Here is a 15623-nt window from a genome sequence, read left to right as displayed (position 1 = left end):
CTATTTCGAGAGGCAAACGACTGTGGAGTTCCAACCTGCGCTCGACGCGCATCTGAAGGCGATCGAGGCGCGTGACCTGGAGGGGTACCTGGCGACCGTCCACCAGGACGCCACGCTGATCCTGCCGAACGGCAAGCTGCTGCGGGGCACGAAGGAGATCGCCGCCTACCACGCCGCCTGGTTCTCCGACCCCGACTGGTCGCTGCGGGCCGAGGCCGTGCGGGTGGAGACGGCCGGGGACAGCGCCTTCGCGCTGCTGTCCGTCGTGTACGACGACCTGGACCCGGAGGGCAAGCCGTACCAGAAGGTCTACTACCTGACCTTGTACTTCGCCCGCGCCGAGGAGCGGTGGCTGCTCGTCCACGACCAGAACACCTTCTGCTGACATGACCGGGCGGGGGTTCTCCCAGCGGGCCTGGGAACGGGACTACCGGGCGACCGTCGCGCGGGCGTTCGGCACCGTGCCGTACTACCGTGAGATGTGGGCCGAAGCGGGCGCGCGGCAGGAGGAGCCGGCGCCGACGCCGGCGACCCGGCTGGAGACGCTGCTGAGCAGGCTGCATCCGCTGGGCGCGCCCTACGAGCGGCGGCGGGAGGAGCCCGCCTGGATCGGTGAGCCGGCCGAACTGCTGGACGCGCTGCGGCTGACCGGTGAGTACCGGGGCGAGCGGCCGCTGTTCGAGGTACGCGGGGCACTGCTGGACTGGCGGCGGCTCGGCAGGGCGCGCTACCACGTGTTGCTCAGCGCGGACGCCGAGGTCGCCGATCCCGAGGTGCGCGAAGCCGGTCTGCGCGCCTTCCGCGCCGAGCGCGAGCCCGCCCTGCTGGGTGACCCGGACCAGCTCGCCGAGTCGCCCGAGCACCCCGGCCGGACCCGCCGGTTCCTCCGCATCCCCCTGACCGGCCTGGACGAGCCCGGTCACGTACCGGACGAGCCCAGTCACGTACCGGACGAGCCCGGTCATGTGGTGCACGACCGGCTCCTCGGTTATCTCGGGGGCCGCCGCCGGGACTGCCGGCGGATCCACCTGAACTGGCGGCGCGTCCATGTCCGCCAGACCCCGGCGGGACCGCTGTTCACCCTGCTGCGGCGGCGCCGGCCGACCTTGGCGGGCATCAGCGTGCCCGGCTGCGCGGACCTCGCCGTGGAGCTCTGCCGCGAGCACGGCACCCCCGTGCTGACCACCTCTCAGGCGGCTTCGTGAGCGGATCCACCTTCAGCCTCGCGCCCGTCGCCTACCACCTGGCCGGGATCCGTCGCAGGGAACGGCTCGGCCACGCCGAGCAACGGCGGATCCAGGCCCGTCGGCTGCGCGAGCTCGTCCGGCACGCCTACGCCAACGTCCCCCACTACCGGCGCGCGTTCGCCCGCGCTCGTGTCGAGGGACTGCGCGGCGCGGACGACCTGGCCGGTTTCCCGGTGCTGGACCGCATGGACCTGCACCGCGCCGGCGCCGACCTGCTCGCGGCCGGGCATGAGGAGGCCAACACGCGCGCGGCCACGACCAGCGGATCCTCCGGCGTCCCTGTCACCGTCCGCAGCTCGGAACGCGACCTGGGCTACCTGCGCGCCACCTATCTGCAGGATCTGCTGGCCAGCGGGCTGCGTCCCACCGACAGGATCGCCTATTTCCGGGTCAACCCGTTCCTGCGCCACCCGCTCGAACGCCTGGGAGTGTTGCGGAACTTCCACATCGGCACCGACCGGCCGCTGGACGAACAAGTGGCCGCATTCCTCGCGGCCAGGCCCACGTTCCTCATCGGATTCCCCAACGTCATCGCCAGCGTGGTGGACGAGCTGACGCGGCGCGGCATCGCGTACGACGGCGTCAGGTCGGTGTTGTTCGGCGGCGAGCGGCTCACCCCGGCCGTCCGCGCACACGTCCTCGGCTACTTCGGCGCGCGGCACCACGAGGTGTACGCCTGCGTCGAGACGTTCACCATCGCCCGTGCCTGCCCGCGGGGCAACCTGCACCTGCGCACCTCCGACCTGGTCGTCGAGGTCGAGCAGGAGGACGGCTCGGTCTCGGTCGAGCACGGCCGGGGTGAGGTCCTGCTCACCCGCCTGCGCGGCCGGGCCATGCCGCTCATCCGCTACCGGCTCGGCGACCGGGTGCACATCACCCCGGACGACTGCCGCTGCGAACGGGACGCCACGCCCATCGTGCGCGAGGTGCTCGGCCGCAGTCAGGACCGCATCGCCGGGCACGACGGCCGCCACTACTACGGGGACTTTCTCACCTACGTCGTGCAGGACTTCCCCGAGGTGACCCGGATGCAGGTGCTCCAGCGCCGGCCGGGAGCCGTCGAGGTGGTGATCGTCCCTGCCGCGGGCGCCCGCGACGCGCTGGCCGGCGACGTCGCGCGGGCGTTGCGCCACAGGTCGCCCGGCCTGGACGTCACCGTGAGGACGGCCACCCGGATCACCCCAGAAGCCAACGGAAAGATCAAGATCATCAAAGTACTCGAAGATCGTGTGCTTCCCGATGATTCGTCCGCAACAGAGAAAGGTCACTCATCACATGTCGCTGAAGGAAACGATCAACCAGCGCATCACCGAGCACCTCGAGACCACTTACACCGATGATCACGCCGTGCGCAAGCTCTCGCAGCACTACCGCCGCGAGGGCTACGTGAAGCTGCCCGGCCTGGTCCCGCAGTCGCTGTTCACCGAGACCTCCCAGGAGGTTCACCGCCTGCTCGACCTGCACGAGAAGCGGATCGACATCCACCTGGCCGAGACCGGCAACTCCCCGCGCTTCATGAGCACGATCAGCCAGCAGGCGATCGCCAAGGACAGCGAGCTGATCCCGGCGATCTACGAGTCCGAGGCTCTCATGGGCTTCCTGAGCCGGCTGGCGGCGCAGCCGGTCGTCCAGTGCCCCTGGGACGAGGAGAAGTACATCGCCATCCGCCAGCACAAGCAGGGCGACACGCACGGCTGGCACTGGGGCGACTTCAGCTTCACGGTGATCTGGATCATCGAGGCCCCGGAGGCCAAGTACGGCGGCCAGCTCCAGACCGTCCCGCACACCGACTGGAACAAGCAGGACCCGCGGGTCGAGGAGTACCTCCAGCAGCACCCGATCAAGACCTGGGGTCACGCCACCGGCGACCTGTACTTCCTGCGTTCCGACACCACCCTGCACCGCACGATCCCGCTGAACGCCGACAGGACCCGCATCATCCTCAACACCTGCTGGGGCAGCGAGTCGGACGCCAAGAAGGAAGCCAGTCACGAGACCATGCACGCGATGTTCGACTGACAGATGACCGACCTCATCCATAAGACAGGGGCGCGTGCGGGCACGGAGGACGCCCGCATGCCGCCCCCCGGCATCACCGCGATGATCCCGTGCTACAACGAGATCGACTGCGTCGAGCGCGCCTACCAGGAGATCCAGACGGAGGTGGGCAAGTACGACGACGTCGAGCTGCTGTTCATCGACGACGGCAGCACCGACGGCACCCTGGACGCGATCAAAGGCTTCGCCGCCGTCGATCCCCGGGTGAAGTACATCTCCTTCGCCAGGAACTTCGGGCTGGAGGCGGCCTTCTCCGCCGGGTTCAAGTACGCCTCCAAGGCGTGGACCGTGCAGTTCGACGCGGACCTGCAGTCGCCCCCGCACGAGATCCACCGGCTCGTGGCCAAGGCGATGGAGGGCTACGACGTGGTCTTCGCCGTGCGCGAGAACCGCCGGGACCCCTGGTACCGCAAGCTCGGCACCTGGGCGCACCAGACGATCGCCCGGCGCTGGCTCGGCATCGAGCTGCCGCAGGGCGCGTCGGTGTTCCGCATCGTCAGGACCAGCGTGGCGCGCAAGGTGGTGGACAGCCGGCTGTCGACGCCGTACTTCATCGCCACCGCCCCGCTGATCGGCGCCCGCTACACCACGCTGCCCACCGAGCATCACCCGCGGGTGGACGGCGTCGGCAAGTGGAACCTGCGCAAGCTGTTCCCGCACGCCATCGAGCTGTTCGTCGGCTTCTCGTTCCGTCCGCTGGCCTGGCTGATCGGCCTGAGCGCCGCCGCGGTGGCCGGAGGCGCGGTGATCTCCGCACTGGCGCTGGCCGGGCAGCTCAGCCAGCTCGCGGTCGGCCTGGCCGCACTGGTCACGTCCCTGGTCACGCTCATGCTGCTCACCGTCGTCGCGCGCTACCTCGTACGGGTGATGCGCGTGCAGGCGATCGGCGTGCCGCGCTACCAGATCCGGGAGGCCAACATCCCGATCCGCGCGGACGAGGCCCTGTACGGCCACGAAACCCCCTACGTAGTCGCCGAGGTCTGGGAGAACGTCAGTTGAGAAACCTCATCGTGCTCGGCGGAGGAGAGGATCAGCTCCCCGCCTACCGGGAGGGACGCAGGCTCGGCTACCGGGTGATCGGCGTCGACCAGCGTCCCGACGCGCTCGGCAAGGCCGAAGCCGACCAGTTCCTCTGCATGACCAGCAGGGACCCGGAAGGAATCGCCCGCGCGCTGGGCCCCATCGACGTCGCGGCGGTCATCTCCCCGGCCAGTGACGCGGCCCAGGAGGCGGTGGCCGAGCTGAGCCGGATCTACCGGACCCCGCACCAGACCGCCGCCGGCGCGCTGCGGTGCACGGTCGACAAGGGCTACTTCAGGCAGGTGATCGACCGGCTGGGGCTGCCCGCGTACCGGTACACGCAGGCCGACGACGTCGAGGAGTTGACCAGGGCGGCGGCGGACCTGGGCTATCCCCTGATCGTCAAGCCGGCCGACTCGTCGGGCAGCAAGGGCATCACCGTGCTCGACGGGCCGGCCGACCTGCCGGGCGCGATCGAGCACGCCCGCAAGAACTCCTTCTCCCGCCAGGTGATCCTGGAGGAGCTGATCGAGGGCCGCCACGGCGCGGTGGAGTCGTTCTTCGCCGACGGGCGGCTGGCATTCATGGCCGTCACCGACCGCGTCATCACCGGCCGGCCCGCGATGATCAGCCTGACCCATGTCGTGCCCGCCGATCTCGACCCGTCCGTGTACGCGCGGCTGACCGAGGCGGTCACCGCCATCTGCGCCGAGGTCGGGCACCGGCAGGGGCCGGTCAACTTCGACTTCGTGCTCACGCCCGGCGGCGACCTGTGCTTCATCGAGATGGGTGCCAGGCTGGGCGGCAACGGCATGCCGCTGATGGTGCGGCACGCCTTCGGGCTGAACACGGTCGAGGCGGCCGTCCGCCTGGCCCTGGGCGAGCCGCTGACCATCGACGTCACCCTCCGGCGCACCGCCGCGCTGCGCATCCTGACCGCCGAGGCCGACGGTGTGCTCACGGCCGTCGACGGGCTCGACGAACTGCGGCGCATGCCCGAGGTGGTGGACGTCCAGGTGTTCAAGGCGCCGGGCGACCACGTACGCGCCTACACGCAGGCCGGGCACAAGCTCGGCTACCTGGTCCTGGTCGCCGACACGCGGGAGCAACTGGAAGAGGCGCTCGACCGGGCCTTGCGCACTCTCCGATTCGAGATCGAGCCCGATGTGAAAGGTTCCCCATGATTCCCCCCAAGCCGCTCGGCTTCCTGATATTCGCGGCGCTGGCGGCCGCCAGTGCCGCGTTCGTCTGGTTCGGCCTGCCCCATGATCGGGAGGTGGAGTCGCTGGGCATCTTCCTGGTGAAGCTGCTGCCGTTCGTCTTCGCCACCGAGGCCGTGGCCAGGCTCGACGTGGAGTGGGCCAAACGGCTCAGACTGGTGCTGGTGCTGGTGCCGGCCGCGTTCCTGCTGTACTTCCTGTACTTCGTGCCGAAGATCTTCTTCTTCGGTGGCGTGGAGTCCGGCACCGCCGAGGCGTTCTACGGGCTGTACTACCACGTCCTGACGGTGACGCCGTTCCTCATCATGGCCATGGTGCTCGCCTTCCGGGTGGGTGGCGGCTCGGCGGCGGTGGTGCGCAGGCTGTCGTACGGGATGTTGCTGCTGATGTTGTCGGGTCTGGAGGACCTGGCCTTCCTCACGGTCAACAACCACACCGACCCGGCCTACGCCACCATCCCCGAGGTGTGGGACTGGGCATCGCACATGACCGTGTTCCTCGGGCACCCGCCCACCAAGATCGAGGCGTACCTGTTCATCCTGGTGCACGTGGTGCTGGCGCTCGCGGTGTTCTTCAGCCCTCAGCGCTGGTGGGACGCGCTCAAGGTGCGCGTCGTGCGGACGCGGACGGAGAGCGCGTAGCGATGCTGGTACGCGAGGCGGCGTACGTGCCGCTCACCGTCGCGCGCCAGTACGGCGGCGTGGCCGGGCTGCGCCGCCGCCAGCTTCGTGGGATCAACCGGCTGCTGGAGCTGGCCCGCACCCGGGTGCCGTACTACCGCGACGACCCACGTTACGCGCGGGGGCCGCTGAGCGGCCTGGCCGACCTGGCCGAGCTGCCGGTCCTCGACAAGCAGGTGCTGCGCGAGCAGCCGCTGGAACGCATGCTCGCCGACGGGGTGGACCCGGAGGAGTGCCTGTCGTTCCAGACCAGCGGCAGCACCGGGCGGCGGGTCAGGATCGTGCACGACCAGGACAGCCACGATTACCACATGGCCGCCTGCGTGCGCAGGTTCCTGGCCACCGACCGCTACCTGCCCACCGACCGGCTCAGCCACATCCGGCCGTTCGCGCCACCGGCCCGCATGTTCGAGCGGTTCGGCCTCTTCCGGCGGCATGTGCTCCTCTCGCACCGTCCCATGGCGGAGATCAAGGCGGAGCTGCTGGCCAACCGGCCCAAGGTGCTGATCGGCTACCCGGTCCACCTGCGGGCCCTGCTGCGGGAGCTCACCCCGGGCGAGCTGGCGCAGCTGCGGCGCACGCTGCGGATCGTGATGACCGAGTCGGAGCTGCTGCTGCCCGAGCAGCGCGCCATGTTCACCACGCAGTTCGCGGCGCCGGTCTTCGACGAGTACTCGGCGTTCGAGGTGCTCAACGTGACCTACGACTGCCGCCACGGCCGCGCCCACCTCGGCGAGGACCGCGTCTACTGCGAGATCGTGGACGAGCGTGGCCGGCCGGTGCCGGACGGCGAGCAGGGCCAGGTGGTGGTCACCGCGTTCCTGGAGCGGGCGATGCCGCTGCTGCGCTACAGCCTGGGCGACATCGGCCGCATCGAGCCGGGCCGATGCCCCTGCGGACGCCGCTTCCGCACATTGCGCCTGACCGCCGGCCGCAGCAACGACTACGTCACCCTCCCCTCCGGGGAACGGCTCTACCCGGACGCGTTCCTGCACCTGGCCGCCACTCATCCGGGCATCAGCGAGTGCTTCGTCCACCAGGAGGCCGGCGGCCTGGTGCGCCTGCACATCGTGCCGAGCGACGACGCGGCCAGCGAGCAGGTGTTCGCGACCGCGCGCCAGAAGCTTTTCACGCTGGCGGGCGGGGAGTTCCCGCTGGAGGTGGTGCGGGCGGAGTCGGTACGGATCACCCAGGGCGGCAAGGGCCAGTTCGTCACCTCCGACCTCGTCGCGCCCTCCGCATGAGACGTCCCGCGGCGGCCACGGTCAAACGGCTGGCGGCGCTGGTCGGTGGGCGGGCGGCCTTCCGTGGGACGCTGCTGCTGGCCAACCTGGCGCTGCTGGCCGCCTGGGGACAGCCGGGGTACGCGGGATACGCGCAGGCCATGGGCAGCGCGGCCGTCCTGTCCTCGATCGCCGCCACCGGGATCGAGAAGTGCGCGCTCAAGCTGATCCCCCGGCTGCGTCACACCGTGCCCATGCTGGTCGGCATCTACGTGACGCTCGCCGGAGCGCTGCTCGTGGTGGCGCTCGCCGTCCTGGGCGGCATGCTGACGCTCGGACGCGGCGGGCCGTGGCCGCTGGTCGCGCTCGCCGGGCTGAGCAGCATCTGCCTGGGGCTCAACCAGGTGCTCGTCGGCCTGGCCAGGGCCATCGGCAAGCCGGGCCGCGATGTGGCCAACCACCTCGTGCTGTCGGCGGCGCTGGCCTGCTGGACGGGGGCGGCGCTGCTGCTGGGAATCACGCCGGTGACGTTTCTGGCGTTGTACGCCGGCACGCTGGCCGTGCTGAACCTGGCACTGCTGGCCGGGCTGCGGCCCGACTTCGGCGGGCTGCGTCGCGGCACCCTCACGAGGGTCACCGTCGGCACGTCGCTGCGGATGGCCGTGCCCGACCTGGCCGGCGGACTGACGATGAGCCTGATGTTCCTGGCGCTGTCCGTGGCGGGCGCGCAGGCGGAGAGCACCGGGCTCTACATGGCGGCCACCGCCTCCTCGATCCTGCTCAACGCCTTCTCCTACCTGCTGCGCATCCTGCAGCCCGACGTGTCCAGGGCGCTGTACCAGCGGGACCTGACCACGGACTATGAGCGGATGTCGCACTGGCTGCGGCTGCTCATGCTGACCGGCACGCCGTACGTGCTGGTCGCACTCGCGTTCACGCTGGCCGTGCTGCGGCCGTACGGGGACGTGGGGGTCGTGATCCTCTACGTCGCCTGCGTCCCGGTCATCTTCGCCGTCGGCAGCGCCAACTACCTGATGGAGAACGCCACCCGCCAGGCACTCAACGCGACCGCCGCCGGAGCGGCTGTGGCGCTGGCGGTGGTCGGGGCGCTGGCCCTGGTCGTCGTGCCCTGGGCGGGCGCGCTCGGGGCGGTGGCCCTGATCGCGTTCGGTGAACTGATCCACGCCGGGGCGATCCTGCGTTGGCTGCGACCCCGATCCCGTCAACTCATGGGGGTGTGAAGATGGGTGCCGAGAATTCCTGTGAGAAAACCGACCCGCCCGAGAATAACGACCCGTACCAGGAAACCGACCCGCACAAGGGAACCGACCCGCACAAGGGAAGCGATCCACTCAGGGAGACCGATCCGCTCAGGGAGACCGAGCAGCGGTTGCTGCCCTCGCCCGCACGCGGCCTGATCCTCGCCCTCGTGCTGACCGGTGCCGCCGTGGCACTGACGCTGGTCGTCTTCGGCGGCGGCGTGGACGGCTCGCAGCAGACGGCGGCGCGCGCGGGCGGCGAGCAGGTGTCGCCGGCCGAATTCGCACTGCGGCTGTTCGTCGCGGTAGGCCTGATCAGCGGGCTGGCCTCGCTCGGCGGCGTGCTGGCCCGCCGGATCGGCCAGCCGACCGTGGTGGGTCAGATGGTGGCCGGACTGCTGCTCGGCCCGTCCGCCCTGGGTGCGCTGGCGCCCGGCGCGATGGAGCTGATCACACCGGCTTGGGTCGCGCCCGACCTGAACCTGATCTCCCAGGCCGCCTTGGCGATCTTCATGTTCACCGTGGGCATGGAGTTCGACCCGCAGGTGCTCGGCCGCCAGCGGAGTGTGATCGGCGCGGCCAGCCTGGCCATGATGGCGGTGCCGTTCGCGCTCGGCGCCGTCGCGGCGATCCCCTTCACCGCCACGATGGCCGGGCCGTCGGCCGGGACCACCGCGTACGTGTTGTTCATCGGCACCGCGCTCAGCGTGACCGCCTTCCCGGTGCTCGCCAGGATCGTGCAGGAGTCGGGGCTGTCCGGCACCAGGCTGGGCTCGCTGGCCATGGTCTGCGCAGGTGTGGCGGACGTACTGGCCTGGTGCGCGCTGGCCGTCGTGCTGGCGATCACCCAGGCACGCAGCCCGGCCGGGGTGCTGACCGCGGTCGCGCTGACCGCCGGGCTCGTCCTGGTCCTGCTGTTCGTCGTACGGCCGGCACTGCGCGCCCTCGCCGCCCGCCACGGGAGAACCGGGCTGCCCACGCCCGCCGGTCTGGCACTCGTGCTCGGGCTGATCTTCGCGCTGGCGGCGGCCACGGACGCCATCGGCGTACACGCGATCTTCGGGGCATTTCTGGCCGGGATCGTGCTGCCCCGCGGCACCGCCGCGCTCGGCACCGTGCCGGAGCGCCTCGGGACGCTCAACCGGGTCATGCTGCTGCCGGTGTTCTTCGCCTCGATCGGACTGCAGACCGACATCCGGCTGGCTCTCGGCCATCCGTCCGTGCTGATCGGCGGGGTGGTGCTGCTCGTGGTCGCCGTGCTCGGCAAGCTGGGCACAGCCTCCGCGGTCGCGCTCGCCGGAGGCATGCCCGGCCGGCTCGCGCTCGGTCTCGGCGTACTCATGAACGCCCGCGGGGTCACCGAGATCGTCGTGCTCAGCACCGGACTGAGCGCCGGCGTCATCAACGACGGCGCCTTCTCCATGCTCGTCGTGATGGCGCTGGTCACCACCGTCATGGCCGTGCCCGCGCTGCGCGTGCTCAAGCTCTTCCACCCCGCCGGGACCGCCTCCGGGCCCGCGCCCCACCACACCATCGCCACCAGCGGAAAGGACCGACTTTCATGACCTCCACCTCACTCGTCACCGGGGGCGCCGGGTTCATCGGCTCCCACGTGGCGGCCGACCTGCTACGTGCCGGGCATCAGGTCGTGGTGCTCGACGACCTGTCGGGAGGGGACGCCGCCAACGTGCCCGACGGCGCCGTCTTCCACGAGGGCAGCGTGTGCGATCCGGAGACGGTGGACGGACTGTTCCGCACCTATCGCTTCGACTACGTCTTCCACCTGGCCGCGTACGCCGCCGAAGGGCTCAGCCACTTCATCAAGCGCTACAACTACACCAACAACGTGATCGGCAGCGTGAACCTGGTCAACGCCTCGGTCAACTCCGGGGGCGTGCGGTGCTTCGTCTTCACCTCCTCCATCGCCGTCTACGGCCACGCCAGCCCGCCCATGACCGAGGACCTCACGCCGTCGCCCGTGGACCCGTACGGGATCGCGAAGTATGCCGTCGAGCAGGAGCTGAAGGTCAGCCATGAGATGTTCGGGCTGCCGTACATCATCTTCCGGCCGCACAACGTCTACGGCGAACGGCAGAACATCGGCGACCGCTACCGCAACGTCATCGGGATCTTCATGAACCAGATCCTGCGGAACGAGGAATGCACCATCTTCGGTGACGGCGAGCAGACCCGGGCATTCAGCCACATCGACGACGTGGCTCTGCCGATCGCCCGCTCGATCGCCAACCCGCGCGCCTACGGAGAGGTCTTCAACATCGGCGGCGACACGCCGTACACCGTGAACGAGCTGGTCCAGGCGGTGGCGGAGGCTATGGACGCACCGCTGCGGGTGCGGCATCTCGAGGCCAGGCACGAGGTGGTGCACGCCTTCTCCGCGCATGACAAGGCCAGGGAGATCCTGGGCGTGGGCGCGGACTCGGTGCCGCTGACCGAGGGACTGGCGCAGATGGCCGCCTGGGCGAAGAAGCACGGGCCCCAGGAGCCGTCGGTCTTCTCGGGAATCGAGGTCAGCCGCAACATGCCGCCCTCCTGGCAGGCTCTGGTCCGGTAGCCCGGTCATGGCGTAGATGTGCCGCGATGACCGGTGGTCACGTGGCCCGAAGCAGGTGGTCGTCGGTCGCTGGTCAGTGGTGGTAGGCGTGGATCACCGCGTGCCCCTTGCCGCGGCCGATGACCCACTTGTTGATCGGCGTGGTGACGAGGAACGCGACCAGCAGCGAGAACGCCAGCGCGCCCCAGAACAGCACGGTGCTCAGACCGGCGTCCATGGCGCCAGGGACGACCAGCATGACGCCGTTGTCGACGATCTCCATGACGAGGATCGACAGGGTGTCGGCGGCGAGCGCGAGCCGCAGCGCCGTACGCCAGTCGAGGCCGGCGCGGAACAGGCCGCGCAGGGTGAGCGCGTAGCCGAAGACGAACGACCCGAACATATACCCCCTATCCGTATATGGACAAACTCTATACGCCTATGGGGTATTGTCGCTATCTCGTACATGGATGTACGAGATAGTTGGAGGCATTGATGAACGGTCCTATCCCCGTGCACCTGGACGTGAACGGGCAGGCGCATGACCTGTCTCTGGATCCCCGCACCTCCCTGCTCGACTGCCTGCGTGAGCGTCTGGGCCTGACCGGCACCAAGAAGGGCTGCGACCAGGGCGCCTGTGGCGCGTGCACGGTCCTGCTCGACGGCGAGCGGGTCAACTCGTGCCTGACGCCCGCCGTCCAGTGCGACGGCATGGAGGTCGTCACCATCGAGGCCATGGCCAGCCACGAACTGGGCGCCAGAGTACAGAACGCGTTCCTGGCGCGCGACGGGTTCCAGTGCGGCTACTGCACCTCCGGGCAGATCTGCTCGATCGTCGCCATGCTGGACGAGTACCGCGACGGCCGGCCGAGCGCCGTGACCCAGGACCTGGCCGGCCCGGGTCCGCTCACCGACGCCGAGATCAGGGAGCGCATGGCGGGCAACCTGTGCCGGTGCGGCGCCTACAACGGCATCGTGGCCGCCATAAGGGACGTGGCATGAGGGAGTTCTCCTACGTGCGGGCGGCGGATGTGGCCGAGGCGATCGGGCTGGCGGCCGAGGGGCCGGTGGCGTACCTGGCCGGCGGCACGAACCTGTTCGACCTCATGCGCGAGGAGGTGGAGCGCCCCCGGCGGGTCGTGGACATCTCCCGGCTGCCGTTGTCGGCCATCGAAGACCTGCGGGACGGAGGGCTGCGCCTGGGCGCGCTCGCCCGCAACGCGCACGTCGCCGCCGACGACCGGATCCGCCGGCGCTATCCCGTGCTCGCGCGAGCCCTGCTGAACGGCGCCTCGCCGCAGCTCAGGAACCGAGCCACGGTGGGCGGCAACCTGCTGCAACGTACGCGCTGCCGCTACTTCTACGACCTCGGCGCGGCCTGCGGCAAGCGGTCACCGGGGACGGGATGCGACGCGATCGGCGGGTTCAACCGAGGGCACGCCATCCTCGGGGCCGGCGAGAGCTGCGTGGCCGTCCACCCGTCCGACATGTGCGTGGCCCTGGCGGCCCTCGACGCGACGGTCAACCTCACCGGCCCCGACGGCGACCGCAGCGTACCGGTCGCGGACTTCCATCTTCTGCCAGGCGAGACACCACACATCGACACCGTGCTGCGAAGCGGTGAGCTGGTCACGAGCGTGGACCTGCCGCCGTGGCCGCCGGCCCGCGGCGCGTACGTGAAGGTGCGCGACCGGGCCAGCTATGCCTTCGCGCTGGTCAGCGTCGCCGTACTGCTCCGGGTCGAGGACGGCCGGATCGCCACGGCACGCATCGCGCTCGGCGGGGTGGCGCACAAGCCATGGCGCGCGTACGCGGCGGAAGAGCTGCTGACCGGGGCGGCGCCGGACGAGCGGACGTTCGGTGAGGCGGCGGCCGAGGCGGTCGCCGGGGCGCGGCCGCTGCGGCACAACGCGTTCAAGACGGAACTGGCGCGGCGACTGATCAGCCGCACCCTGGTGGAGCTGTCATGACCTTCACTTCGAGAAGTTTCGCCCTCGGCACCAGAGCTCTCGGCAAGGTGGCCAGGCTCCTGCCCGACGGCCGCCACGATCCGCTGTCCACCGAACCCGGCGAGGTCGGCCGCGACGTGGACCGGCTCGACGGGCCGGCGAAGGTGTCCGGCGGCATCCGGTACACCGCAGATCGTGTTCCCGCACGGCTCACCTACGCCGTCGCGGTGCCCAGCACGATCGCCAGGGGCCGCGTCACCGCCATCGACGCCTCCCGGGCACTCGCGGCGCCCGGCGTGGTGCTGGTGATGACCCATGAGAACGCGCCGCCGATGAAGCGCACCGGCGCGTACTCCACGCTCAGGGCCCCGGTCGGCGCCGCCGCCATGAGCCTGCCGATCCTGAACACCGACGAGGTCTTCTGGCACGGCCAGCCGGTCGCGGTCGTCGTGGCCGAGGCGCAGGAGCAGGCCGAGCACGCGGCCAGGCTGGTGGAGGTGCGCTATGAGGAGCGGCCCGCCGTCCTGGCGATGTCGGACGAGGCCGCCTACACCCCGGCCCACGCGGTGCTGGAGGAGTCGAGGACCGTGACCGGGAACGCGCACAAGGGGTTGGCGCAGGCGGCGGTCACCGTGCGGGGCGTCTACACCACCCCGCCCGAGTACCACAACGCGCTGGAACCGCATGCCACCGTAGCCATGTGGGACGGCGGCGATCTCACCGTGCACGACACCTCGCAATACCCCTACGGGGTCAAGGAGATGCTCGCCAGGAAGTTCGGCCTGTCCCTGGACCGGGTGCACGTGCTGGCGCCGTACATCGGTGGCGGGTTCGGCGGCAAGACACCGGCCTGGCCACATGTCGCGCTCACCGTGGCCGCCGCCAAGCTGGCGGGGCGGCCGGTCAAGCTCGCGTTGTCCCGTACGCAGACGTACCTGATGACCGGCGGACGGGCGCCCACCCGCAGCAGCGTCGCGCTGGGCGCGGACGAGCGGGGCCGTCTGACCGCCGTGGTGCACGACGCGCTCGCCACCTGCACGACGGACGAGTTCGCCGAGGCCGCCATCGTGGCCTCCCGCCACCTCTACGCGTGTCCCAACATCGCCGTCCACCAGCGGGTGGTCCGGGTCGATCGGATCCAGAACGCGTTCTTCCGCGGGCCCGGCGTGACCCCCGGTTCGTTCGCGCTGGAGTCGGCGATGGACGAGCTCGCGTGGGAGTTGGGCATCGATCCGCTGGAGCTGCGCCTGCGTAACGAGCCCGAGCGCGATCCCGTCTCCGGCCGCCGCTTCACCAGCCGCCATCTGCGCGAGGCGTACCTGCTCGGCGCGGAGACGTTCGGCTGGCGCGACCGCGCGCCCCTCCCCCGGGCCACCCGCGACGGGCACTGGCTCGTCGGCCAGGGCATGGCCGCGGCGATCAACCCCGACGCCGTGCTCATCGCCGCCGTGCGACTGCGACTGTCCGCCGACGGCACGATCACCATCCACAGCAGCACGAACGAGCTGGGCGCCGGCACCTCGACCGCCCAGACCCAGGCCGCGGCCCAGCGTCTGGGCGTGCCCATGGACAAGATCCGCTTCCTGCACGGCGACTCCGACGTGGCCAGGACCCGCATCCCCGGCGCCTCGGCCGCCACCACCACCCTGGCCTCGGCCATCTGGAACGCCCGCGACCAGCTCGTGGGCGAGCTGCTCCGGCACGCCGAAGGCACCCCGCTCGCCGGGCGCCGGGCGAGCGAGATCGAGACGCGCGACGAAGGGCTCTTCGGCACAGATGGCCGGGGAGAAACCTATCGCCATCTCCTGGAGCGCGCCGGGCTCGACCATGTCGAGGTGACGGGCAAGTCGGCGGTGCCCTACCAGACCATCAAGCGAGCCACCAGCACCTACGGCGCGCACTTCGCCGAGGTGCGGGTGGACGAGGACACCGGCGAGGTGCGCGTATCGCGCTGGGCCGGGGCGTTCGACGGCGGGCGGATCGTCTCCCCCAGACAGGCCGCCAGCCAGATGCGCGGCGGCATCATCCAGGGCATCGGCATGGCTCTGATGGAGGAGACGCTGCTCGACGAGCGCTCCGGCCGCATCGTCAACGCCAGCCTGGCCGACCAGCACATCCCGACCCACGCCGACATACCGGACATCGACGTACGTTTCGTGGACCTGCCCGACCCCCAGACGCCCCTCGGCGCCAAAGGCATCGGCGAGCTGGGCATCGTCGGGGTGGCGGCGGCGATCGCCAACGCGGTGCACCACGCCACCGGCAGACGCGTCCGAACCCTCCCCATCACACCGGACAAGCTGTTCGATCGCACGGACCTGCCATGACCCCGTCGGCGCACGCGAAGGAACCCAAGGGAGGTTTCGCAAGCGTCAGTGACGCGGGCGCAGACCGTTGAGAGCGGTCTCGACGATGT

General features: G+C 70.4%; 15 protein-coding genes. 14 read left to right on the top strand and 1 reads right to left on the bottom strand.

The window, feature by feature from the left end; translation table 11 throughout:
* Positions 1-22: 22 nt before the first annotated feature.
* The 11 genes from ACFPZ3_RS25135 to ACFPZ3_RS25085 are packed head-to-tail and all read left to right on the top strand — an operon-like array spanning position 23 to position 11279.
* Complete coding sequence (locus ACFPZ3_RS25135) at positions 23-385, top strand: YybH family protein (protein ID WP_379516670.1); 363 nt, start codon at positions 23-25, stop codon at positions 383-385.
* Position 386: 1 nt separating this feature from the next.
* Positions 387-1205: a hypothetical protein gene (locus ACFPZ3_RS25130; RefSeq protein ID WP_379516669.1), complete on the top strand. Its 819-nt coding sequence runs from the start codon at positions 387-389 to the stop codon at positions 1203-1205.
* The gene (locus tag ACFPZ3_RS25125) at positions 1202-2587 is read left to right on the top strand and encodes a phenylacetate--CoA ligase family protein (protein ID WP_379516668.1); all 1386 of its coding nucleotides are present in this window, start codon (positions 1202-1204) and stop codon (positions 2585-2587) included. Before ACFPZ3_RS25130 ends, ACFPZ3_RS25125 begins: the two co-directional genes overlap by 4 nt.
* Positions 2523-3266 (top strand): HalD/BesD family halogenase, encoded by a 744-nt coding sequence (locus ACFPZ3_RS25120; protein ID WP_379516667.1) that lies wholly within the window; start codon positions 2523-2525, stop codon positions 3264-3266. The genes ACFPZ3_RS25125 and ACFPZ3_RS25120 overlap by 65 nt, the downstream gene beginning before the upstream one ends.
* A 3-nt stretch (positions 3267-3269) precedes the next feature.
* Positions 3270-4304, top strand: coding sequence for a glycosyltransferase family 2 protein (locus ACFPZ3_RS25115; RefSeq protein ID WP_379516666.1), 1035 nt, complete (start codon positions 3270-3272; stop codon positions 4302-4304).
* Positions 4301-5509: an ATP-grasp domain-containing protein gene (locus ACFPZ3_RS25110; RefSeq protein ID WP_379516665.1), complete on the top strand. Its 1209-nt coding sequence runs from the start codon at positions 4301-4303 to the stop codon at positions 5507-5509. Before ACFPZ3_RS25115 ends, ACFPZ3_RS25110 begins: the two co-directional genes overlap by 4 nt.
* Positions 5506-6186 carry a hypothetical protein gene (locus tag ACFPZ3_RS25105; RefSeq protein ID WP_379516664.1) on the top strand — a complete coding sequence of 227 codons (681 nt, stop codon included), beginning with the start codon at positions 5506-5508 and terminating at the stop codon, positions 6184-6186. The genes ACFPZ3_RS25110 and ACFPZ3_RS25105 overlap by 4 nt, the downstream gene beginning before the upstream one ends.
* Positions 6187-6188: 2 nt before the next feature.
* Entirely contained in the window at positions 6189-7469 is a 1281-nt protein-coding gene (locus tag ACFPZ3_RS25100) for a phenylacetate--CoA ligase family protein (RefSeq protein ID WP_379516663.1), read from the top strand.
* Complete coding sequence (locus tag ACFPZ3_RS25095) at positions 7466-8689, top strand: hypothetical protein (protein ID WP_379516662.1); 1224 nt, start codon at positions 7466-7468, stop codon at positions 8687-8689. Before ACFPZ3_RS25100 ends, ACFPZ3_RS25095 begins: the two co-directional genes overlap by 4 nt.
* Before the next feature lie 2 nt (positions 8690-8691).
* Positions 8692-10272 (top strand): cation:proton antiporter, encoded by a 1581-nt coding sequence (locus tag ACFPZ3_RS25090; RefSeq protein WP_379516661.1) that lies wholly within the window; start codon positions 8692-8694, stop codon positions 10270-10272.
* Positions 10269-11279 carry an NAD-dependent epimerase/dehydratase family protein gene (locus ACFPZ3_RS25085; RefSeq protein ID WP_379516660.1) on the top strand — a complete coding sequence of 337 codons (1011 nt, stop codon included), beginning with the start codon at positions 10269-10271 and terminating at the stop codon, positions 11277-11279. Before ACFPZ3_RS25090 ends, ACFPZ3_RS25085 begins: the two co-directional genes overlap by 4 nt.
* Positions 11280-11352: 73 nt before the next feature.
* Here the strand turns inward: ACFPZ3_RS25085 and ACFPZ3_RS25080 are convergent, their stop codons facing one another.
* Positions 11353-11661 carry a DUF4396 domain-containing protein gene (locus ACFPZ3_RS25080; RefSeq protein WP_379516659.1) on the bottom strand — a complete coding sequence of 103 codons (309 nt, stop codon included), beginning with the start codon at positions 11659-11661 and terminating at the stop codon, positions 11353-11355.
* Between the two features lie 92 nt (positions 11662-11753).
* Between ACFPZ3_RS25080 and ACFPZ3_RS25075 the strand changes: the two genes are divergently transcribed.
* From ACFPZ3_RS25075 to ACFPZ3_RS25065, 3 genes are read left to right on the top strand one after another with little or no spacing between them, the layout of a single operon-like run.
* The gene (locus tag ACFPZ3_RS25075; protein WP_379516658.1) at positions 11754-12260 is read left to right on the top strand and encodes a (2Fe-2S)-binding protein; all 507 of its coding nucleotides are present in this window, start codon (positions 11754-11756) and stop codon (positions 12258-12260) included.
* Entirely contained in the window at positions 12257-13228 is a 972-nt protein-coding gene (locus ACFPZ3_RS25070; protein ID WP_379516657.1) for an FAD binding domain-containing protein, read from the top strand. Before ACFPZ3_RS25075 ends, ACFPZ3_RS25070 begins: the two co-directional genes overlap by 4 nt.
* Positions 13225-15534, top strand: coding sequence for a xanthine dehydrogenase family protein molybdopterin-binding subunit (locus ACFPZ3_RS25065; protein ID WP_379516656.1), 2310 nt, complete (start codon positions 13225-13227; stop codon positions 15532-15534). Before ACFPZ3_RS25070 ends, ACFPZ3_RS25065 begins: the two co-directional genes overlap by 4 nt.
* Positions 15535-15623: the final 89 nt, after the last annotated feature.

The organism is Nonomuraea insulae, from assembly GCF_042656245.1.
The sequence above is the reverse complement of the archived record's forward strand: the minus strand, read 5'-3'. Positions and strand labels throughout refer to the sequence as shown.

Excerpts from the sequence above, each read along its gene's own strand:
- ACFPZ3_RS25130 (WP_379516669.1), top strand. The coding sequence starts at position 387 with ATGACCGGGCGGGGGTTCTCCCAGCGGGCCTGGGAACGGGACTACCGG.
- ACFPZ3_RS25120 (WP_379516667.1), top strand. The coding sequence starts at position 2,523 with ATGTCGCTGAAGGAAACGATCAACCAGCGCATCACCGAGCACCTCGAG.
- ACFPZ3_RS25115 (WP_379516666.1), top strand. The coding sequence starts at position 3,270 with ATGACCGACCTCATCCATAAGACAGGGGCGCGTGCGGGCACGGAGGAC.
- ACFPZ3_RS25105 (WP_379516664.1), top strand. The coding sequence starts at position 5,506 with ATGATTCCCCCCAAGCCGCTCGGCTTCCTGATATTCGCGGCGCTGGCG.
- ACFPZ3_RS25100 (WP_379516663.1), top strand. The coding sequence starts at position 6,189 with ATGCTGGTACGCGAGGCGGCGTACGTGCCGCTCACCGTCGCGCGCCAG.
- ACFPZ3_RS25095 (WP_379516662.1), top strand. The coding sequence starts at position 7,466 with ATGAGACGTCCCGCGGCGGCCACGGTCAAACGGCTGGCGGCGCTGGTC.
- ACFPZ3_RS25090 (WP_379516661.1), top strand. The coding sequence starts at position 8,692 with ATGGGTGCCGAGAATTCCTGTGAGAAAACCGACCCGCCCGAGAATAAC.
- ACFPZ3_RS25085 (WP_379516660.1), top strand. The coding sequence starts at position 10,269 with ATGACCTCCACCTCACTCGTCACCGGGGGCGCCGGGTTCATCGGCTCC.
- ACFPZ3_RS25080 (WP_379516659.1), bottom strand. The coding sequence starts at position 11,661 with ATGTTCGGGTCGTTCGTCTTCGGCTACGCGCTCACCCTGCGCGGCCTG.
- ACFPZ3_RS25075 (WP_379516658.1), top strand. The coding sequence starts at position 11,754 with ATGAACGGTCCTATCCCCGTGCACCTGGACGTGAACGGGCAGGCGCAT.
- ACFPZ3_RS25070 (WP_379516657.1), top strand. The coding sequence starts at position 12,257 with ATGAGGGAGTTCTCCTACGTGCGGGCGGCGGATGTGGCCGAGGCGATC.
- ACFPZ3_RS25065 (WP_379516656.1), top strand. The coding sequence starts at position 13,225 with ATGACCTTCACTTCGAGAAGTTTCGCCCTCGGCACCAGAGCTCTCGGC.